Origin of the sequence: Chryseobacterium sp. IHB B 17019 (assembly GCF_001456155.1) — a bacterium.
Classification (GTDB): domain Bacteria; phylum Bacteroidota; class Bacteroidia; order Flavobacteriales; family Weeksellaceae; genus Chryseobacterium.
This window is the reverse complement of sequence record NZ_CP013293.1, coordinates 2,379,639-2,399,732: the sequence shown is the minus strand read 5'-3', so window position 1 is coordinate 2,399,732 and position 20,094 is coordinate 2,379,639. Positions and strand designations below refer to the sequence as shown.

Annotated in this window: 15 protein-coding genes; 5 read left to right on the top strand and 10 right to left on the bottom strand. The window is 36.4% G+C overall.

Annotation, left to right across the window (positions count from 1 at the left end):
* Positions 1-126: 126 nt before the first annotated feature.
* The 3 genes from ATE47_RS11050 to ATE47_RS11040 all read right to left on the bottom strand — a co-directional run bounded on the left by ATE47_RS11050 (position 127) and on the right by ATE47_RS11040 (position 3,849).
* Positions 127-2,850 carry a TonB-dependent receptor gene (locus tag ATE47_RS11050; protein ID WP_062162025.1) on the bottom strand — a complete coding sequence of 908 codons (2,724 nt, stop codon included), beginning with the start codon at positions 2,848-2,850 and terminating at the stop codon, positions 127-129.
* An 81-nt stretch (positions 2,851-2,931) separates the two neighbouring features.
* Positions 2,932-3,351: an SH3 domain-containing protein gene (locus ATE47_RS11045; protein WP_062162024.1), complete on the bottom strand. Its 420-nt coding sequence runs from the start codon at positions 3,349-3,351 to the stop codon at positions 2,932-2,934.
* Positions 3,352-3,357: 6 nt separating this feature from the next.
* The gene (locus tag ATE47_RS11040) at positions 3,358-3,849 is read right to left on the bottom strand and encodes a BON domain-containing protein (RefSeq protein ID WP_062162023.1); all 492 of its coding nucleotides are present in this window, start codon (positions 3,847-3,849) and stop codon (positions 3,358-3,360) included.
* Positions 3,850-4,073: 224 nt separating this feature from the next.
* On the opposite strand from ATE47_RS11040, the gene ATE47_RS11035 reads away from it, so the two are divergent.
* On the top strand, positions 4,074-5,324 hold the full coding sequence (locus ATE47_RS11035; RefSeq protein ID WP_062162022.1) for a dicarboxylate/amino acid:cation symporter: 1,251 nt from the start codon (positions 4,074-4,076) through the stop codon (positions 5,322-5,324).
* 58 nt (positions 5,325-5,382) lie between these two features.
* Complete coding sequence (locus ATE47_RS11030; RefSeq protein WP_062162021.1) at positions 5,383-6,096, top strand: phytanoyl-CoA dioxygenase family protein; 714 nt, start codon at positions 5,383-5,385, stop codon at positions 6,094-6,096.
* 189 nt (positions 6,097-6,285) lie between these two features.
* On the opposite strand, the gene ATE47_RS11025 is transcribed toward ATE47_RS11030, so the two are convergent.
* Complete coding sequence (locus ATE47_RS11025; RefSeq protein ID WP_228376267.1) at positions 6,286-9,090, bottom strand: GH92 family glycosyl hydrolase; 2,805 nt, start codon at positions 9,088-9,090, stop codon at positions 6,286-6,288.
* A gap of 126 nt (positions 9,091-9,216) precedes the next feature.
* Here ATE47_RS11025 and ATE47_RS11020 point away from each other — a divergent pair, with 126 nt between their 5' ends.
* The 3 genes from ATE47_RS11020 to ATE47_RS11010 all read left to right on the top strand — a co-directional run bounded on the left by ATE47_RS11020 (position 9,217) and on the right by ATE47_RS11010 (position 11,629).
* Positions 9,217-10,323 carry an Mrp/NBP35 family ATP-binding protein gene (locus tag ATE47_RS11020; protein ID WP_062162020.1) on the top strand — a complete coding sequence of 369 codons (1,107 nt, stop codon included), beginning with the start codon at positions 9,217-9,219 and terminating at the stop codon, positions 10,321-10,323.
* Positions 10,324-10,365: 42 nt separating this feature from the next.
* Positions 10,366-10,614: a NifU family protein gene (locus ATE47_RS11015; RefSeq protein ID WP_062163522.1), complete on the top strand. Its 249-nt coding sequence runs from the start codon at positions 10,366-10,368 to the stop codon at positions 10,612-10,614.
* Positions 10,615-11,014: 400 nt separating this feature from the next.
* A complete protein-coding gene (locus tag ATE47_RS11010; RefSeq protein WP_062163521.1) occupies positions 11,015-11,629 on the top strand; it encodes a response regulator transcription factor in 615 nt (204 codons plus the stop codon).
* 37 nt (positions 11,630-11,666) lie between these two features.
* On the opposite strand, the gene ATE47_RS11005 is transcribed toward ATE47_RS11010, so the two are convergent.
* From ATE47_RS11005 to ppk1, 6 genes are all read right to left on the bottom strand, one after another.
* Positions 11,667-12,380, bottom strand: a complete 714-nt coding sequence (locus ATE47_RS11005; RefSeq protein WP_062162019.1) for a barstar family protein — start codon at positions 12,378-12,380, stop codon at positions 11,667-11,669.
* A gap of 91 nt (positions 12,381-12,471) precedes the next feature.
* Complete coding sequence (locus ATE47_RS11000) at positions 12,472-15,507, bottom strand: choice-of-anchor I family protein (RefSeq protein WP_062162018.1); 3,036 nt, start codon at positions 15,505-15,507, stop codon at positions 12,472-12,474.
* A 196-nt stretch (positions 15,508-15,703) separates the two neighbouring features.
* Positions 15,704-15,856, bottom strand: a complete 153-nt coding sequence (locus tag ATE47_RS19250; RefSeq protein WP_181897997.1) for a hypothetical protein — start codon at positions 15,854-15,856, stop codon at positions 15,704-15,706.
* Positions 15,853-16,506 carry an NAD-dependent epimerase/dehydratase family protein gene (locus ATE47_RS10995; RefSeq protein ID WP_062162017.1) on the bottom strand — a complete coding sequence of 218 codons (654 nt, stop codon included), beginning with the start codon at positions 16,504-16,506 and terminating at the stop codon, positions 15,853-15,855. Before ATE47_RS10995 ends, ATE47_RS19250 begins: the two co-directional genes overlap by 4 nt.
* A gap of 389 nt (positions 16,507-16,895) precedes the next feature.
* Positions 16,896-17,780: a Ppx/GppA phosphatase family protein gene (locus ATE47_RS10990; RefSeq protein ID WP_062162016.1), complete on the bottom strand. Its 885-nt coding sequence runs from the start codon at positions 17,778-17,780 to the stop codon at positions 16,896-16,898.
* Positions 17,777-19,849: a polyphosphate kinase 1 gene (gene ppk1 / locus ATE47_RS10985; protein ID WP_062162015.1), complete on the bottom strand. Its 2,073-nt coding sequence runs from the start codon at positions 19,847-19,849 to the stop codon at positions 17,777-17,779. The genes ATE47_RS10990 and ppk1 overlap by 4 nt, the downstream gene beginning before the upstream one ends.
* Positions 19,850-20,094: the final 245 nt, after the last annotated feature.

The following is a 20,094-nucleotide window of genomic DNA, read 5'->3' as shown; positions in this document are numbered from 1 at the left end:
AAATTTGCAGCTAATTTAACATAAAATGTTCTTAAGCGAAAATCTGTTTAAGTTTATTTAGTCATAAAGTGGCATTTCGTAGAAGTGTTGGGCAGAGTTTATAAAATTCGTGGAATTTGTTTAAAATCACAATTTCTTACCCGCAAATTTATTCAGTTTCATCGTTAAGGTGAACATCACATAACGCTTTAAAATCAAATCTTCCCGGTCTTCCACGTAAGAAGCTGCAATGGTTCTTTTTACACTTTGGTTTTGATTTAAAACATCATAAATTTTTACTTTTGCCGTAAACATTTTGTTGTAAAAGGAATATCCTATGCTTGTATTCCAGAAATAAAAATCTTTTTTGAAGCCCGGTGCAATATTTGAACTTGTGTTGTATTCAAAGTCGTTTTCAAAGATCAGATTGGTTTTAAGAAAATAATTTGTTAGCTCAAGCCTGAAAGTCTGATACGTATTTTTTATGCTTTCAACACTGTAATTTTTATAATTTGAAAAAGAATGATTTACGTTGTAAGAGGGTTTTATGTTGATTTTATCCTTTTTATCATACAGGAAGCTGATTCCGGGAGTAAAGGTGTAAGAATTCCCCACGAATTGCTGTCCATTGACAAATCCCCGATTATAGTTGTAATTTAAGCTCACCTTTGGGTTTATCATCAACTTGTTGTCTCCCCATTTGAAGGTTTTGCTGAAGCCTCCTCCAACATTTGCACTTTTGTTTCCGCTGATGTTAGTATACGTCACAAACTGTTTTCCGGATTCGTCATAGTAAGAAAAATTGGTCGTGTCATTGTGGTGATAGGTAAAACCGATATTGATATGATAATTGATATTTTTCGGGATATTAAAATTGTTAAAATACAAATTCGTTCTATTGCTCCAGGCATTTTTAAGATCGGGATTTCCCTGATAAGTCACCAACGGATTGGATTCATCTACATAAGGAATTAGCCTGTCAGAAGCAGGAATTGTAAAGCTGGCCGAGTTGTAAACGCTTAATCTGGAATTCTCGGAAACATGATATTGAAAGCCTGCATTATAATCTGGGAGTGTAAAATTTCTGTCCAGTTCATATTGCTGTCCGTTAAAAAGTGAGTGATATTTCACATCTGTAAGGTCAATGTTCGCGGAAGCCCAAAGATTGAGTTTCTTTTTATTGATTTCAAAAGTTATTGCCGGAGAAAGCTGGTTGGTTTTCTCTTCTGAGCTGTTGGAAAGGGCTATGTTATAATCAGAATATTGTCCGCTGTTTGCATCAAAATCATTAACAATTCTTGCATTTGTTTCGGTTTTTGAGTTATAATTTAAACCAAAGCTCACACTTGTGGAATCAGATATAGGCTCGGAAAATTTAGTGGTGAAGGAATAGCTGTTACTTTGTCTCTGGGTTTTTGTCAGCTGATCCCGAATGTCTTTTTTGTTTTCATCTTCAATTCCGTTTTCAAAAAATAAGGTTTGGGATTTTATGAGATTATTGTTTTTATTTTCTGTTATGGATGTATTTACACTGGCATACAATATTCTCCCTATCTTCTTGAATTTTCTTGAATAATGAAGGTTTGGAGTGAAGGAATTATTTTCAGATTGGGAGTTGTTGGCAGATTCACTTTTATTCAAAAGTTCGTTATCCCTGAAAGTGTTCGATTTTGAAGTTCTGGAATTTATGGTTTTTGAATAGGAAAATGAAGGTGAAAAATAGATTGTACTTAAAGTATCAGGTTTTATTTTCAAAGATGAATTAAAATTATACTGTTCAGTTTCATTTTCTGTCTGATTTTCTGAGTCGGTTCTTAGTGCATAGTCAGGTAAAAAAGTGGTCCTCGAAACTTTAGATGCCATTTCCAGATTGGTATTGACACGGTTGACACCTAATGCATCAAGATCTATTTCTTTGCTTAATTTATCACTGTAATTCACGCCAATCGTTGTGGACTTTTGAATTCCTTTCATATTGTTTCCGGCTGAACCGCGGGAACCTCTGCCACTTCCCATGTCGGAAGCCTCATCATTAGAAAACCCCTGCGAATTGATATTGTTTGAAGAAGCCAGCAGACTTATTTTAGCTTTATCCTTAAAATAACTGAGGAATCCGCTGTCTTCGTAACGCTTATCAGAACCATAACCTGCTGTAATCCTTGAAATAAGTCCCTTATTTTTCTTTTCGTCAATTGTAAAATTAATCGTGGTATTTTCTGATTTCGGAGTTTTTCCGCTCAGTTCTTCTTCTTTGGTTTTTGTGGTGGTAAACTGGATGTTTTTAATGATGTCGGCCGGAATATTTTTCAGGGCGATTTTTCCGTCTTTGTCGAAGAAAGGTTTTCCGTTAATCATAATTTGATCAACATCTTTTCCATTCATGGTTATTTTTCCGTCGTTGTCGATCTCCACACCGCCGATATTTTTCAGTAATTCTTCAATATTGCTGTCGGGACGAACTTTAATCGCATTGGCGTTAAATTCGATGGTATCTTTTTTAATTTTAACAGGAGAAACGGTAAGTTGTACTTCTTCAATATTCGTGACCTGGTTTTTGTCGAGCTCAATTTGATTCAAATTTACGGATCCGTCTATCTTATTAAAATTTTTAGAATAGGAAATTAATTTATCAGCATCGACTTTTAAAATTGATGGTTCGCTTAATTCATTCGTTTTTAATGAAAATTTTCCTTCCTTATTGGTGGAAGTATAATTAATTACAGTTGAATCTTTTTGTTTTAATAAATAAACGGTTGCATTTTCTACGGGTTTTTTTTCAAAGTTGGAAACTGTACCTTCGATACTGAATTTTTGTCCATTCAGAATTAAAAAGTTAAATGAAAATATCAGAAACCATAAGATTTTCTTCATTAAATGTTTTTTAGGGCGCTAAAATATAAAAAACATCCCTGATTTAGGGATGCCTGTATTTTAAATAAAGTTAAAATCTTGTTAAGCTTTCAAATATCTTGAATAAGCATAACCTTCCTGTCCGTCAGCGGTTTTTACTTTCCACCAGTCATCGGAAGTCTGCTCGATCAATGTTACGGAATCTCCTTTTGCAGCTTTACCTACAACAGCAGCTTCGGTAGAAGGCTCCTGTCTGATGTTCAGATTAGATTCATCAGTTGCAACCGTAAGAGCAGCACCCGTAGAAAGACCTGCAACTTGTACGTCGATATTGATATCTGAAGCGGAATATGTAGAGTCAATAGCTCCTAAAGCATTCCATACAGCGTCTTTGGCAGCCGTGTTTGAAGCGTTTCCTGTAACATACAGGATTCCGTCCTGCTCCTGAACTTGTAAGTTTGAAATTCCTGCAGTCTGCGCAGCAGAAACCACGCTTGAATATTTATCTTGTAATGTGCTCATTTTGAATTATTTTACAGTGTAGTTATAATTTACTTTTCCAACCTTCAAAGCATCTACAGATTGTTTGATTTTTCTGGCATCCGCAGAAGATACTGTTCCTGTAAGCGTAAGCTCTCCGTTTACAACTTCTACTTTTACAGAAGGGAAATCTTTCACTGCATCCTGTACTTTTTGCTGAACGGCAGGATCTACGGCAGATTGTGTTTCAACCGGCGCAGCAGCTGGTGTAGCCGGAGCAACCGTAGCCATATCCATAACGTCTTTTACCCCGTTGATAGCTTTTAATTGTTTGATCATTGCATCTTTAGACTCCTGACTTTCGAAAGTTCCGCTAAGGTGGGCAACTCCTTCTTTTACTTCCACGGAAGCATTCGGGTTAGACACCACTACAGTTGTAGCCTGAGTTTGCAGGTCCGCATCAGAAACTTTCTTTTTACAAGAAATCGACCCGAAAGATACAGCTACAGCCAATGCAGCCATTGCGATAGTTTTTTTCATAGTTGTATATTTTATAATGTTGTTAATACAATCAAATGTAATAATAAAATTTATATCAAAAGGATAAAAATTAAATAAATGTTGATAAAATTGACTGCAATATTTTATGGATCAGCTTGTTAATCTTAATATATTTTTAATTTAACATAAAATTAATCCTCTTAAAAAATGAAATCTTGCACCAATTGTAAAAATATTATATTTGCGAAACTTGAATTAACAATATGAAAGGACAAAATAAACTATTTATAGCAATTATTGTTGCGCTTATCTTGGGAGTAGGAATTGGTGGATTCGTACATGTAAAGTATCCTGAAAGTGCTGAACCTTTTTCTAAAAACATAAAGCTTTTGGGAACGGTCTTCATCCGTCTGGTACAGATGATTATTGCTCCGTTGGTTTTCACGACGTTGGTTGTGGGTATTGCAAAAATGAGTGATATTAAAATGATAGGAAGAGTAGGAACAAAAGCTATGTTGTGGTTTATTTCAGCTTCCTTGATTTCGCTTTTTATTGGTTTAGTATTGGTCAACTGGCTTGAGCCGGGACACGTAACGAAACTGCCTATTCAGGACGCAGCTTCTGCAGAGGAACTCTTAAAAAGCAGCAAAGGTTTCTCTATGGAAGATTTTGTAAAACATGTAATTCCTAAAAGTATTTTTGAAGCTTTTGCAACGAATGAAGTGCTGCAGATTGTAGTTTTTTCTATTATGTTCGGGGTTGCTTTGGCAAATATGGGGGAAGAGTATGCTCAGCCTGTCATCAAATTATTCGATATTGTAGCTCATGCCATCCTGAAAATGGTAGGTTATATCATGTGGTTTGCGCCGTTTGGAGTATTGGGAGCAATTGCTGCCGTAGTTGCTACGAATGGTTTTGAAATTTTTAAAGTATATGCTATTTATTTAAGAGATTTCTTCTTTGCATTGGCAATTTTATGGTTGGTTTTACTGTTGGTAGGTTATCTTATTCTTGGAAACCGTCTTTTCGAGTTATTAAGACGAATCAAAGAACCACTATTAATCGCCTTTTCTACAACAAGTTCTGAAGCCGTTTTCCCGAAATTAGTGGAGGAATTGGAAAGATTCGGATGTAATAACAGGGTAGTGTCGTTCATTTTACCGCTGGGATATTCCTTCAATCTGGATGGAAGTATGATGTACATGACGTTTGCATCAATTTTTATCGCCCAAATCTACGGAATTGAAATGTCAGTGGGGCAGCAGGTTACCATGCTTTTGGTTTTGATGTTAACTTCAAAAGGGATTGCCGGCGTTCCGAGAGCTTCTTTGGTCATTATTGTGGCCACCTGCTCCATGTTTGGGATTCCACCGGAAGGAATTGCATTAATTCTGCCGATCGACCATTTCTGTGATATGGGAAGAAGTATGACGAATGTTTTAGGAAATGCACTGGCAACTTCAGCGGTTTCCAAATGGGAAGGACAGCTGGAAAATCATGGAGGAGACCTTTAAATTAATTTTGAATTATAGATTTTAAATTTTAAATTAAAATAAAGCAATTCAATTCATTATGAATTTAGAAAAGCATAAAAATAATATCCTTGAAAACGGCTTTACGATTTTCAGGGATATTTTTTCTGAAGAAGATATTGATAAAATAAGTGATCACATTCAAAATATAGATACTTCAAAAGAAACTTTCAGAAAGTCGGAAGATCTGTTTGCGATAAGACAGTTTTTGAAGGAAATTCCGGGAATTAATGAGTTGATTTTTAATGATAAAATTAAAGCAATTATCAAAGAAATTTTTGGCGGAAAATATTTCGTGGTCAAAAGTATTTATTTTGATAAACCGGAAAAATCAAACTGGTATGTTGCTTATCATCAGGATTTAACGATTTCTGTTGATAAAAAATTACAATTAGAAAATTTCGGACCCTGGACCACAAAACAGAATCAGTTTGCCGTTCAACCGCCATTAAATATTCTTGAAAATATCTTCACTATAAGAATTCATCTCGATGATACGGATGAACATAACGGAGCATTAAAAGTTGTTCCAAAATCTCACGCAAAAGGAATTTACAGACCCGAAACCATAGACTGGAATATGGAGACCAAAGAAATCTGTAATGTAGAAAAAGGAGGAATAATGATCATGAAACCTTTACTTCTGCATGGCTCCAACAGGACAACGAACGGAAAGAAAAGAAGAGTGATTCATATCGAATTTTCTGATAGGGAATTGCCGGAAGGATTGAATTGGGCGGAGAGAATGAATTAATTTCATGATAACATTAAAGATGCTTCGACTTCGCTCAGCATGACATCGCTACAAATGAGCTGTTAAAACATAAGATTAGTATTAGAGCTGTCATGCTAAGCGAAGTCGAAGCATCTCAAACACCCAATTTTTAGAACAAAATAAAACCTCCTTCAATTGAAAGAGGTTTTGCTTTATTTAAGTTAAAAATTACTTCAAAGAAATCTCATCTACAAAAATGTACGCTTCACCGCCGGCTCCCATATGCCATTCCGGAAGTTTCCCAAAATAATAAGCTTTTACTTTGATATAGCGGGCTTCGGTAGGTAAAATCTCTGTTCCGAAATCTTTCACCTGAATGGTTTCATCCTTTGGATCTACCGTATTATCTACCGTTTTCAGAAGAATATAATCTTTTCCATTGTTGGAAGCATAATATTCCACTTTTTTAGGCATTAAAATCCATGCTTTACTGTCCTGAAGGTAAGTTGAAGACAATTTTGTAAGCTGCTGAGGAGATTTCATATCGATAATCGCTTCAAAAGCCTGTCCCTGATAGCCCAGCCATTCGCCTTTTCTCCAGTTGACATCACCGTTGATTCCGTCAATTAAAGCTAATTTTCCGCTTGCCATATATTGAGGATTCACCACTGAATTCACCGTAATATCCCAATTATTTGGCCTTCTGTTAAAATTCGAAGTTACAATCGAGCTTTTCTCGCCGTTTCTCTCCGAATACGCAGCAACCTGAGTTGTTTTTATAATCGTGAACGGACCTTTATAAGGCATGAAAGTCTTTCTTACATTCGCGTCACCTTCATCCAAAGTCATGTAATAAATTTTATCATTTGGATGCAATGGAGTGATGGTAACTTTCGTATTTAAATCAAAAATTCTATCCGCTGCAATGACTGGCGTTGCTGTTAATTCATCATATTTATAATCTTTAAAAGATTTTGCGTTTTCAAAACCTAATTTTTTAAGTTCTTCTTTGCTCGTATTTTTTGTAATCGTTCTTGTTGTCCCGTCTTCCAGGTGAAGCTTTACTTCATCAAAATAAGGTGTCGTAGTCTGCCATTCCGGTAAACCTGGAGTAACGGAATAAATTCCCATGGTACTCAGAATATACCACGCACTCATTTGTCCGCAGTCTTCATTCCCGATCAGTCCGTCCGGAGCATTTTTATAATAATTATCTAGAATATATTTGATTTTTGCGTCCGTTTTTTCAGGTTTTCCGACATAATTATAAAGATAAGCGATGTGGTGGCTCGGCTCATTTCCCTGAGCATATTGCCCCATCAAACCTGTGATATCCACCTGCTCTCTACCTGTAGTTTTGTCCGGTGCAGCGAAAATAGCATCAATAAACTGCTCAAATTTTTCCTTTCCTCCATGAGCTGCAATTAATCCCGGAATATCCTGCTGAACAGAGTAGGAGTAATGCCACGAGTTTCCTTCCGTATAATTGTTGTTAACTTCCCTTGGCTCAAATGGTTCATACCAGTTTCCGTTCTTTCTAGGCTGCATAAAACCGTTTTTCGGATTATACAAATTTTTCCAGTTTTGAGAACGTTTCATGAAATATTGGTAATCTTCTTTTTTGCCTAAAATTTTAGCCATTTGAGCGATACACCAGTCGTCGTAAGCGTATTCTACTGTTTTTGAAACACTTTCATGTTCATCATCAATGCTGATATAATTATTGTGTTTATAAGCATTTAACCCAAAAATATCCAGCATTGCAGAATTTTTAGAAGCCTGGAATGCTTTTTCATAATCAAAACCTGTAATTCCTTTTGCCATCGCATCTGCAATCACAGAAACCGAGTGGTAACCGATCATACATTCCGTTTCGTTGGAAGCCAGTTCCCAAACCGGAAGTTTTCCACCCTGTTCATATTGTTTAATGAAGGTATTAATGAAATCTGCCGTTCTTTTTCTGTCGATCAAAGTCATCAAAGGATGCGCTCCCCTGAAAGTATCCCAAAGCGAAAAAACGGAGTAATAACCGAAGTCCTTTGCCATGTAAAACTTGTTGTCGCGGCCTCTGTATTTTCCGTCAACATCCATATTGATGTTCGGTTGTGTGAAAACATGATACATTGCCGTGTAGAAAACTGTCAGCTTATCTTTATCGGAAGATTTAACTTCAATTTTTGATAATTCTTTATCCCAATCTGCAACAGCTTGTTTTTGAATAGCATTAAAATCATTAGACTTTCCTTCAGCTAACATATTTTTTGCCGCCCCTTCATAACCTGTCGGCGAAATGGCCACTTTTATACTGATCTTTTCTCCTTTTTTGACATTCGTTGAAAATGCCAACGCCAATTTTGTTCCTGTGAAAAGATTTTTTTCATCTTTTCCGTTAACCAGTTTTTTTGAAATTTTTAATGGTTTTGAAAACTCAATTCTGGCATAAATGTATTGATTGGTTGCCCAAGCCTCGCTTCTTCTGAAAACTTCGATCGTTTTATCATCAATTATTCTAACTTCACCTTCCAACAACTTATCTCTGTGATTTAAATCTAAAATAATATTTGCGTCTCCTGCCTTGTTGAAAGTATATTCGTGGTAACCAACTCTTTTTGTTGTTGTTAAACGAACATCAATGTTGTTTTTATCTAGTTTAACAGAATAAAACCCAGCCGAAGCTTTTTCGTTTTTATGCGAAAATTTTGAAGAATAGTCTTTGTTATCCAGGGTCGGATTCCCCATTGTTGGCATCAGCATAATATCCCCGTAATCCGAAACGCCGGTTCCGTTGAGGTGTGTGTGTGAAAATCCGTAGATCACAGAATCCGAGTAATGATACCCGCTGCAACCATCCCAGCTTCCGTCTACTCTTGTATCAGGTGAAAGCTGTACCATCCCAAAAGGAACAATAGCACCCGGAAATGTATGCCCGTGCCCACCGGTTCCAATAAAAGGATTTACATATTGCGAATAATTTTGAGAAAACAAATTATGAGCAACAATTCCTAAAAGAACGACTAATATTTTTTTCATCATCTAAAAAATTAAAATTCCCCTAAAGTACTACAAATTTTGTTTTCACAAAAGAAAATATCTATCATTGAGTTTACTTATTCTAAATAGGTAAAAATTGCGTAAATTTGTAAACAATTTATTTAGTTTATGTTGACGAAAGAAAAGGTACAGGATTTCCTTAAAGAGATAGAAGTTGATGATTTGGTAAATAACCTTCAGATCATGGGCAATGACGTATATATTGATATGACTGCCCATTCTCCGGCAATGCACGAAAAGAAGAAACTGGAGGCTGCCATGAAGCAGGCTTTTGCAAGTGAGTTCGGAGAGGAAGTTCATTTAAAATTAAAGATCGTTTCTCCGGAACCGACTGAAATTCAGCAGAGTCAGATCAAAGGAAAACAAATTCCCGGAATTCAAAATATTATTGCCATCGCTTCCGGAAAAGGAGGTGTTGGGAAGTCTACCGTTGCTGCAAATATGGCGGTTACTTTAGCGAAAATGGGTTTTAAAGTTGGTTTATTAGATGCCGATATTTATGGTCCGTCCGTTCCTACCATGTTCGATACGGAAGGTCAAAAACCTATTTCTGTAGAAGTTGGTGGGAAAAACTTAATGAAACCCATTGAGAATTATGGTGTTAAAATGCTTTCAATTGGTTATTTTTCAGGTTCTAATCAGGCAGTTGTCTGGAGAGGCCCGATGGCTTCAAAGGCATTAAACCAAATGATCAGAGATGCAGCATGGGGAGAATTGGACTTTTTATTGATAGACCTTCCTCCGGGAACCGGTGATATCCATTTGTCTATCATTCAGGAAGTTCCTGTAACAGGTGCAGTAATCGTAAGTACCCCTCAACACGTAGCTTTGGCAGACGTAAGAAAGGGTATCGCGATGTTCCAGATGGAAAGTATTAACATTCCTGTTCTTGGATTAATCGAAAATATGGCGTATTTTTCACCGGAAGAATTGCCTGACAATAAATATTATATCTTTGGAAAACAGGGAGCACAATATTTGGCGGAAGATCTTGGAATTCCTGTTTTAGGAGAAATTCCGTTGATCCAAAGTATCAGGGAAGCTGGAGATGTCGGTAGGCCGGCTGCTTTGCAGGAAGGTTCCAAAATTGCAGAAATTTATACAGAAACTGCCCGTAATATGGTAGAAAGCCTGGTGGAAAGGAACAAAAACCTTCCTCCGACTGAAGCTGTAAAGATCACCACAATGGCGGGATGCTCTCCGAAAGCAAAATAATGATTTTTCAACATGTGAAAAACCGAATTGAACGAAAAAAATATGGAAACAAATATAAAACACGAAGAAACAGTAACGAAGGTAATGGAAGCTCTGGAAAGTATCAGGCCTTTTTTGAACAAGGACGGTGGTGATATTGAGCTTATCGATGTGAAGGACAACTTGGTTTATGTAAAACTTTTAGGAAACTGTTCCGGATGTTCATTGAATTTTTCAACCCTAAAGCTTGGCGTTGAAAATACCATTAAGCAACACGCCCCGGAAATCGAAAAAGTAATAAGCGTAGAGTAAAAAAAATTAAAATATATATTTTTGAGACAGGTCTTTTGATCTGTCTTTTTTTGTTTTTTAAGAAATCTTTAAAAAATTGTGAATTTTTTTATAGTAATAATTCTACATCTATGTGAATATTATATGTATTATTTTTGTAACAATTATTTACAATGCGATATAGGGATGTGTGCTTGTAATATAATTTATTCTAACACTTAAGGACTAAATATTTTTTAAGGCAGTTTGCGTGAAAAATTCAAGATTCCAGATTCTGAAAATTCAGAGTTAGAAAAATTGTATAGCTGAATCCTTAAAGAAAAATCTATTTTACAAAATATGGTCTATTACTTGTATTGCAAAGTGTAAATAAGACGGTTGTTTCTATAATATTATGGAAAACTATTATCAAACTAACTCTATGAAAAATATACTCATTGCTGACGGGCATTATGTCGTGAGAACAGGTACAGCTTTGCTACTGGAATCAAAACTTCAATATCACTGCAATATAGATTTTGCCGAAACTTATTTTGAAACGAAAGAAAAGGTTTCCAAAAAGCTTTATGATCTGCTTATCATTGATATCGATATCCCGGAAAGTATTTTCAAAGCAATGGTAAAAGAACTTAAAAGGAAGCAAAAACTTCTTAAGATTCTCATCTTTTCCACATACGATGAAAATGTGGGAATTCAATATATCGAGGAGGGAGCCGCAGGATACCTCAACAAAGGTGCTTCGGAATTTGAGATTCTGGCAAGCGTATCGGCCATATTGGAAGAAGGGTATTTTTACACTGTGAATATGATGAAAAAGCTGGTAACACATTCCACTGGATCTCATTCTGTAGAAAGGCTTTCCAAAAGGGAATTTCAGATTTTTAAGCTTTTGGCCGAAGGCAACGGAAACATAGAAATATCCAATATTTTAAACCTAAAAATGTCTACCATAAGCACTTACAAAAAAAAGATCTTCGAAAAACTGCAGGTGAAAAATGTAGTGGATCTTGTGAGGATTTATGATGATATGCATTGATATATGAAACCCGGTGAATTTTTCGCCGGGTTTGTTTTTATTTTAGGATGACACTTACTTTATGTTCTTTAAAAATTTCAATAATTCTGTCAAAATTTTTCTTTAAGAGTTTTTTGCTTCTTTGATGATTATACCATCTAATTTCTGATATTGATTTTACTCCAAAATCCCCACGTAAACAGTCGTGCAAGGCATATATTTGTCTCCCAAAATATCCTCCAGGGCCATGAATTTCTTCACCGATTGAACAATAAAATTCATCTAAATTATGAAAGTCATCCCCATCAATTTGAATTATGATATTCTCTTTATCAAAAGCTGTTTTTGAAAAATTTAAAGCAGCAACAAGCCATCCTTGTAATTCGTCTTTTCTGAAATACTTCCAAATGTTTTTTTCTGAAATTTCATTATTAAACATCATTTTACAAGCTTTCTGAAAACCCTTGGGTTTATGCCATACATATCCACTTAGCGTAACATTATTATTTTTTGACTTAATGATCCTGACTTCATTTATAAAAGTTTTAGTGATAGTTGATCTATTTTCATCAAGGAAGTGAATGAAACCGTTTTGATTATAGGTTTTAGTGGCTTTCTCAATTTCGGATATAAGTTTTTGAACCTCATGTACATTAATTAAACGTAATTCCCGATATCCAATATTTGATCTATTACTTTCAAGGTTTTTTACATCATCAATATGAGTGATGATTTGAGTTTCTTCTTCTGTGTCAAATGAAAATGCAAACATTGGTTATTTATTAATATTTAAAACTAATAAAATTTCCGCCAACAAAAAAGCCCCGAAAATCCGGAGCTTTTTGCAATCAACTAAATAAATTTTACTTCACAATAACCCTTTTCACAAGTCCTTCCGAAGTTTTCATAAAATAAACTCCTGTAGAAAGTCTTGAAGTATCTATTGTTAAAGCATTTTTCTCTTTTTCGATCAACTTTCCGGACATATCGTACAATTCATAACCCTGCGCTCTGTTGAAATACAGTGTATTTCCTTTGTTCACCGGATTCGGGAATATGTTGAAGGTAGCTTTTTCGGGTTTTACTTCGCCGGTTGCTAATGTTGTATTGGCAATTTCGTACATGGATAACGTTCCGCTGATTTCGTTGGCAATTACTACATATCCTTTTCCTGTTGTTGTATTTTCAGGAGCGATATAGATGATTCCTTCCGGGCCGTTATCACCACCGAAAGCCGAAGTCATACGGGAATGTTTGTAATCCGCGAAAGTAGGATTGTTAGGGTCTGTTATGTTGTATGCCATTACACCTCCCGTTCTTTCTAATGTAATGAAAGCATAGGTTTGTCCGCCGATATTTCCTAAAGCTACACCTTCCGGTTCCGGGCCTTTGGCGCGGCTTCTGCTTTTGGCTCCGTTTGCTTCATTATCAGCATTGAAAATTAATGGATGGGAAGCTGCAATATATCTTTCAAACCTGTCACCGCTGTCATAGACGATCTGTTTTGTATCAGCATTAAAGATCGAGAACGAACGCGCTCCCAATGCTGCAATTTCTTCAAATTCAGCATCACCGTCCGTATTTCCTGTTGCATTCGAAATCCTAAACCTTCCTAAGTTGTAAGAAGCTTTTAAAATGGATGACTGCGGGAAAAGTGTAGCATCTAAAGCATACGTATTTGCTCCAACCGTTGTTCTTTCACTGAAGCCTGAAAGGTCTTTTTCATCCCCTTCATTGGCTGTTACGATATAATTGGTACCGCCAATTTTGAAGTTTTGAATTCCGTCCGGCATGTAATACGCTTTTACCGGCCAGTTGGCGATTAAAACTTCTCCATTGTTATCGGAAGCATCGAAACCGTTTCCGGGAAGACTCATATCTTTTTTGCCTAATCCCCAAATTTCAGTAATGGTTTTTGTATTTAAATCAATTTCTGCAATGGCATTATTTTCCTGAAGCGTAACCCATGCTTTTTGGCTGTCTGAGCTTATCGTCACATATTCAGGCTCCAAATCCTGGGAAAGCGTATTGTTGGTTCTTATTTTTCTTAAACCTGTCGCTGCTAAAGCTGCAACCTGAGAATCAAAAGCGTTGAAATTAAGCGTTGTAACGTTACTTTGAGTAAGATTATTCACCCCTCCTGAAATATCGATGATACTTACCGTACCTTCCGGATCTACCGTGAAAGCATCGTTGGATTCACCTTCGTTGGCTGTCATTACTTTTGTTCCGTCCGGAGAGAAAGTGATCATATCCGGCAAAGCGCCCACTGTAACTTGCTTTAAAAAGGTTCCGTTAATATCAAAGAAAACCACAGAACCATTTAATTGAGGATTTGTATTTGGAGAAGCTGCTGCGATGATTCCGTTTTTTACAGCGATACTTGTGATTCCGCCGTATGGAGCCATGTTGATGGTGCTCACAACAGTCGGAGCGTTTGGATTACTAAAATTAATAATATCAAAAACATCCGTAATAGAACTGATCGTAAATAATCTTTGCGAGGCAGCATCATGAACTACAATTTCCGTAGAACTGTTATTGGTCCCGGAAGGATCAAAGCTTCCAATATAGTTTAATTGAATCTGGTTGGAAGGAACCGGAGCCGGCTTATCATTATCAACAATATAAACTGTTGCATTATTATCGCCTGAAATGGTGGCACCTGTAGGGTTTTCAAGGCTTACTACAAAATATTCCGCTTGCTGTTCCTGAGTAGTATCATCAATAATCGGAAAATTTATCGTATAGTCCGTCATTGATGGAGTAAGATTAATAGTTTGATTGCTTAAAGTAAAATCATTACTGTCCGCTGTGCTGAACGGCGCAGCCTTTACAACCAGATTCACGGATGAAGCGGAAGGATTATTAACATTAATTTTAAATGCTAAAGTTCCTGCATTTTCATTTACTTTAATGAAAGTTTTATCTAAAGAAATTGAAGTTCCGGCTGTTGTAAATGTTGTTGAAGTTGTTGCTGTTACGGCATTATCACTTGCATCTTCCACCATATTCGGTTGTAAAGCCAGATAATAGGTGTGGTTCGGAACTAAACCGGAAGTAGGGATGACGGTGATTTTATTATTAGCGAAAGTTGTTGTGAAGGGAACTTGTGTACCTGAAGCATTTCCAAGACGGAAATCTACAAGATTTTGTGCATTAGAATCGTTGATCGTTGAATTGTCTGTTAATCTTACATTTTCGTTGAATGAGATGGTAGGATTTACAGTTGTTGAAGCATTATTTGTGTTGTTGGGAAGATAAGTTACAGTGGGTGGAGTAGTGTCAGCTCCGCCCGCTGGTGTTGCATCTACTGTAAAATTATCAAAACGGTTGTTGCCCACAGTTCCTCCTGAGCCTGCCGAAAACTCAACTTTTAATTTAAAATTCGGGTTGTTGGCAACGCCTGAAATTGCCGAAAAATCGAAAGTAATCAATTGTGGATTGCCATCCTGTGGAGAAACCGTCTGATACGGCTGGAAGGTAGTTCCGTCCGTAGAATAAGACCAGCTCTGCGTTCCTGCTCCGGAGCCTGATCTTCTTGTCGTAAATTTTACAACAACATTATTGTAGCCGGTTGTTGGTAAATTGAACTCCAAATTACCATTAATAGGGAAATTATATCTAAGATGTGTTCCGGAAGCGTCTCCGTTTCTTGCATTTAAATTTTCAATGTTGAAATTTTGTCCTGTTCCGCCCGCGAAATCCACCACGGTCGTTCCGTTTGTGGCTGCAACCATTGAGCCGCCCATCAAAGTTGAGGTTGGAGCCGTGATCGCTGCTGCAGAAGCATTGTTATTAAAATTCCAGTAGTGGATAAGGGATGTCTGCCCGAAAACCGTTCCCTGAAGGAAAAACGCGGCAATTATCGACCCTTTTAACAAGTAGTTATTAGTCATTTTTACTATAATTATATTTATGCAAAAATGAAGCTTCTACTTTGTAAACATTTTAAGGTAATTTTAATTAATGTTTAACAAATAGGTAATGCTGGGCAAATTGATTAACGGTAAAACCGCAAAGATGTGAAAAGGCTTGTAAATTAAGCCAATTTAAATAAAAGCAATTTTGTAAATCTGCCTTTTGTGGTTAAAATTATTTTGACACCTGTCCTGACAAATTCAAACTCTTGCCTGTCGCTTTTTTTCCTTCCATCGGATGTTTCTGCATGTAGAAAAATCCTGAAATAGCAACTAAAACAAGGAATATAAAAGCAACCAGAAAAATTCTTTTTAACATTTCTTTCATATCGCTAGATTTTTAATGTCCTTAATTTCTAAAACAGAGGTGGGATACCCTTTTTGCACAGCATGGATCATCGCTCTTCCCACGTCGTGCAAAGATAATGATTTTGATGGTAAAAATATAGGAAAAAACCAAATTAGAGGTTTAAAAAACCATTTTATATTCTCCTGACCTTCAACAGGTTTCATAAATCCTGGACGAAAATTATATTCTCCCCTGAAACCCAATTTTTTTAGTGCATTTTCGGTTCTTCCTTTTACTCTTGCCCACATGATTTTCCCGCTTTCTGTTTTGTCGGTATAAACACCGGATACATAGTTGAAAACCATATTAGGATTTTGATTCAGAGCTGCTTTTGCAAAATGTAATGTGGTGTCGTAAGTGATTTTAGTATAGTCTTCTTCATTCATTCCTACACTGCTGATTCCGGCGCAGAAGAAAATAGCGTCGTACCCTTTAAAATTTTCATCATTAAGATCTATTTGGAGAAAATCAGAAACAATGTATTCTTTTAATTTAGCATGCTTTTTTCCGGAAGGCTTTCGGCTTACGCTTAAAATTTCGGAAACATTCGGGTTCTCAAGGCATTCCATTAAAACGCCTTCACCTACCATACCTGTTGCTCCGGTGAGAATTATTTTGATTGGGCTCATTCTTTTAATGTTATTATTATGATGACGTTTAAGAATTTAATTTTACTTTAATATTTTGTGAAAATTTTTCTTTTTTTTGTCGTTGAGTGGAAAGTATGACTGGAGAAATCTTTTTGTTTATTTAAACCACCCCGTCAAAAATTCTTACGAATTTTCGCCACCCCTCCAGGGGAGGGGAATTCTTTGCGCTATCAAGGATGTATACAAAAACAAATGGGCTTGAATAAAAAAAGACTGCCTTTCCATGGTGGCTGAGGATCCCGAAGCCACCAATCCTGAAATCCTAGCCCCGATAGAAACGAAAATCCTTTTTTGAAAAAAAAGATTGCAGTGGATAGCGGGAAATTGCTTCAAAAATAAAACCAGCCAAAAATGACCGGTTTTTAAATTTATTTTTTATCGTGCAACTGACTGTAAATGTTATGAATAAGCCCGTCTGCAACAGAGATTTTCGGAACAAAAATCCTGTTGATATCAGACCACGTCATGATATTGTTGAAGATTTTTAAGGCATGAACCAAAACATCAGCCCTGTCTTCGCGCATATTGTATTTTGTCATTCTTTCTTCCACGGTCATATCATCAAATTCTTTGTAGACTTTTTTGAGGTGTGCCAGAGACATCGGTTTGCCGTCTTTGGTCTTGCTCATCGAGAAAACTTTGTTGATATTTCCTCCCGAACCGATAGCTACGATTGGCTTTTTACTGACGATATTTTTCTTGATTTCATCCCTCATTTCCTGCCAGTTATTAGGCATTACCAGATTGTTCAGCAAACGGATGGTTCCGATATTGAAAGACTTTTCGTACACCATTTTACCGTTTTCATAAAATGTAAGCTCGGTAGAACCACCGCCAACATCGATATATAAATAGGCAAATTCTTTGTCGAGCCCTTCTGCAATGTGGTTTTCAAAAACTAAAGAGGCTTCTTCGTCACCGGAAATGATTTCTATATCAATTCCTGAAGTTTTTTTTACTTCCTGGATAATATTCTGTCCGTTTGCAGCATCACGCATGGCACTTGTGGCACAGGCTCTGTAATGTTCGACGTTATAGATTTTCATCAGGTCGCTGAAAATTTTCATGGAGTCGATCACCATTTTTTCTCTTTCTTCTCCTATTTTTCCTGATGTGAAAACATCCATTCCTAATCGTAGAGGTATTCTCAACAGATTCAGCTTTATGAATTCCGGCTGTCTGTTATTGATTTTCACCTCATTTATTAAGAGTCTGGCTGCATTACTTCCTATATCTATGGCTGCAATCTTCATTTTTTGTTGGTTTTAGCTTTTAAATATCTATATGTTTCAATCTGAGAACGAATTTCATCTTTGCCGTTACTGATGTATTCATTGCTCAATTTTTTGTCTAAAATACGAGCTTTTACATTATCCCTCAACTGTATATCCAAAATATCTTTCAATTCTTTCTTCAAATTTTTATCCACGATTTTTACAGCGGCTTCAATCCTGTAATCCAGGTTTCGCGTCATCCAGTCCGCGGAAGAAATATAGAGGTCTTCTGCGCCTTTGTTGTAGAAATACATCACTCTGGCGTGCTCCAGGTATTCATCAACAATGCTTATCGCCTTTATTTTTTCTTTAAAATCTTTCTGATTGATGGCACAATAGATCCCTCTTACAATCATTTTGATAATAACTCCGGCTTTTGCGGCTTCATATAATTTTTCAATTAAAGCCTTGTCGCTTACAGAGTTAGCTTTAATAATCATTTCTGCCCTTCTTCCTGCCTTTGCCTCTTCAATTTCTTTATCAATATGATGAACGATTTTTTCACGCATAAACTGGGGACAGACCAACAGATTCTTGCATGTTTTCAGGACCGGTAAGAAATCTTCTTTCGGTTTTTTAAGAACATTAAATACCTTGTTAATATCTGCCATTATGCCACGATCTGCGGTCATTAATAAGTGATCACCGTAAATCCTTGCTGTTTTTTCGTTGAAGTTGCCTGTGCTTATAAAACCGTATTGAACTGTTTTATTATGCACTCTTTTTTTAATAATACAAAGCTTGGCATGAACTTTCTTATTCGGAATCCCTACTAATACGATAATTCCCTCGGGCTCCAGCATTTCCTTCCACTTAAGGTTGGATTCTTCATCGAATCTCGCCTGAAGCTCCAGCATTACCGTTACCTCTTTACCGTTTCTTGCCGCATAAATCAATGCATTGATAATTTTCGAGCTGCTCGCCAATCGATACGCCGTGATCTGAATTGATTTCACATCAGGATCCATCGCGGCCTCGCGGAGAAGGTCGATCACGGGATTATATTTATGATATGGAAAACTTAAAAGCACATCCTGATGTAAAATAACATCTGTCACCCTTTCGCCATGCTCAAATGCGGGATGCGTAAAAGATGTTCTCTCGACAGGTCTTTCATAGGTCTGGAAAACGTCAGGAAAATCCATAAAATGCTTGAAATTATGAATCTTTCCCCCCGGAATAATGCTGTCTTTTTTGGTTAAATTTAATTTTCGGATAAGCATTTCAAGGAGAGCCTTGTCCATATCCTTATCAAAAACAAAACGTGTTGGTTTTCCTTTCCTTCTGTTTTTTAAGCCTTTTTCAATTTTCTCGGCGAAGTTTGTTCTGATGTCGTTATCAAGATCCAATTCGGCATCTTTTGTTAATTTAAAGGCATTTGCCGCAAAATCATCATACCCGAAATAGGAAAAAATATGAGGTAAATTAAAGGTGATCACATCTTCCAACAGCATCACATTTTTTTCCTCCGGATCTTCGGTAGGAAGCAAAACAAATCTTCCCACAAAACGTGACGGAATCTCAATAATGGCATAATTACTGGAATATTGCCAGTCTTTTTTTCTCATCGCCACACCCAGATAAAGACTTTTGTCTCTCATGTAAGGCATGGGTGTGTTTTCGTGAAGCAAAATAGGAATAACATTGGATTCCACGACTTCATCAAAATAATTTCTGACAAATTCTTTCTGTTTTGCCGTTAAGTTTTTTGATGTTTTAATATAAACTTTATGCTCAGCCATTTCGCTCTGAATTTTTTTCCAGGTTTTGTCGAAATTCAGCTGATGCCTCATCACAATCTCATTGATTTTCTGAAGAATCTTAGAAGGCGGCTGGTAAAAGGATTCCGCGATTACTTTTTCCTTAAAATCCATGGCACGTTTCAATCCGGCAACCCGTACCCTGAAAAACTCATCTAAATTGTTAGAAAAAATCCCTAAAAAGCGGATTCTCAGGTGTAAAGGTACTTTTTCGTCCATTGCTTCCTGTAAAACCCTTTCGTTGAAGGCAAGCCATGTGATATCTCTCGGATTGAAGTGTAGTGACATTCTCTAGTTTAAATAATTATCAAAAATAATCATTAATAGTTTTTTTATCTACTTTTTTAGGTTAAACTTTGATTAATTTTTGCGCCTTATTGATGTTAAAACTGGCTTGGATTGTACAATTTAGCATAATGACTAAGCCGTAAAATACAATAAAATCTACGTATTCTGTCATTTTGTCATAAATTTTTGAATGGTACAAATATTGAGAAATTGAGAGTGTAAATGAAAATTAAAAAATTAGAAAA

What these genes read in the sequence shown, in the direction of transcription:
- ATE47_RS10995 (WP_062162017.1), bottom strand. Translation starts at nt 16,506, where the DNA reads ATGAGCCCAATCAAAATAATTCTCACCGGAGCAACAGGTATGGTAGGT.
- ATE47_RS11020 (WP_062162020.1), top strand. Translation starts at nt 9,217, where the DNA reads ATGTTGACGAAAGAAAAGGTACAGGATTTCCTTAAAGAGATAGAAGTT.
- ATE47_RS19250 (WP_181897997.1), bottom strand. Translation starts at nt 15,856, where the DNA reads ATGAAAGAAATGTTAAAAAGAATTTTTCTGGTTGCTTTTATATTCCTT.
- ATE47_RS10990 (WP_062162016.1), bottom strand. Translation starts at nt 17,780, where the DNA reads ATGAAGATTGCAGCCATAGATATAGGAAGTAATGCAGCCAGACTCTTA.
- ATE47_RS11050 (WP_062162025.1), bottom strand. Translation starts at nt 2,850, where the DNA reads ATGAAGAAAATCTTATGGTTTCTGATATTTTCATTTAACTTTTTAATT.
- ATE47_RS11025 (WP_228376267.1), bottom strand. Translation starts at nt 9,090, where the DNA reads ATGATGAAAAAAATATTAGTCGTTCTTTTAGGAATTGTTGCTCATAAT.
- ATE47_RS11015 (WP_062163522.1), top strand. Translation starts at nt 10,366, where the DNA reads ATGGAAACAAATATAAAACACGAAGAAACAGTAACGAAGGTAATGGAA.
- ATE47_RS11005 (WP_062162019.1), bottom strand. Translation starts at nt 12,380, where the DNA reads ATGTTTGCATTTTCATTTGACACAGAAGAAGAAACTCAAATCATCACT.
- ppk1 (WP_062162015.1), bottom strand. Translation starts at nt 19,849, where the DNA reads ATGTCACTACACTTCAATCCGAGAGATATCACATGGCTTGCCTTCAAC.
- ATE47_RS11035 (WP_062162022.1), top strand. Translation starts at nt 4,074, where the DNA reads ATGAAAGGACAAAATAAACTATTTATAGCAATTATTGTTGCGCTTATC.
- ATE47_RS11040 (WP_062162023.1), bottom strand. Translation starts at nt 3,849, where the DNA reads ATGAAAAAAACTATCGCAATGGCTGCATTGGCTGTAGCTGTATCTTTC.
- ATE47_RS11000 (WP_062162018.1), bottom strand. Translation starts at nt 15,507, where the DNA reads ATGACTAATAACTACTTGTTAAAAGGGTCGATAATTGCCGCGTTTTTC.
- ATE47_RS11030 (WP_062162021.1), top strand. Translation starts at nt 5,383, where the DNA reads ATGAATTTAGAAAAGCATAAAAATAATATCCTTGAAAACGGCTTTACG.
- ATE47_RS11010 (WP_062163521.1), top strand. Translation starts at nt 11,015, where the DNA reads ATGAAAAATATACTCATTGCTGACGGGCATTATGTCGTGAGAACAGGT.
- ATE47_RS11045 (WP_062162024.1), bottom strand. Translation starts at nt 3,351, where the DNA reads ATGAGCACATTACAAGATAAATATTCAAGCGTGGTTTCTGCTGCGCAG.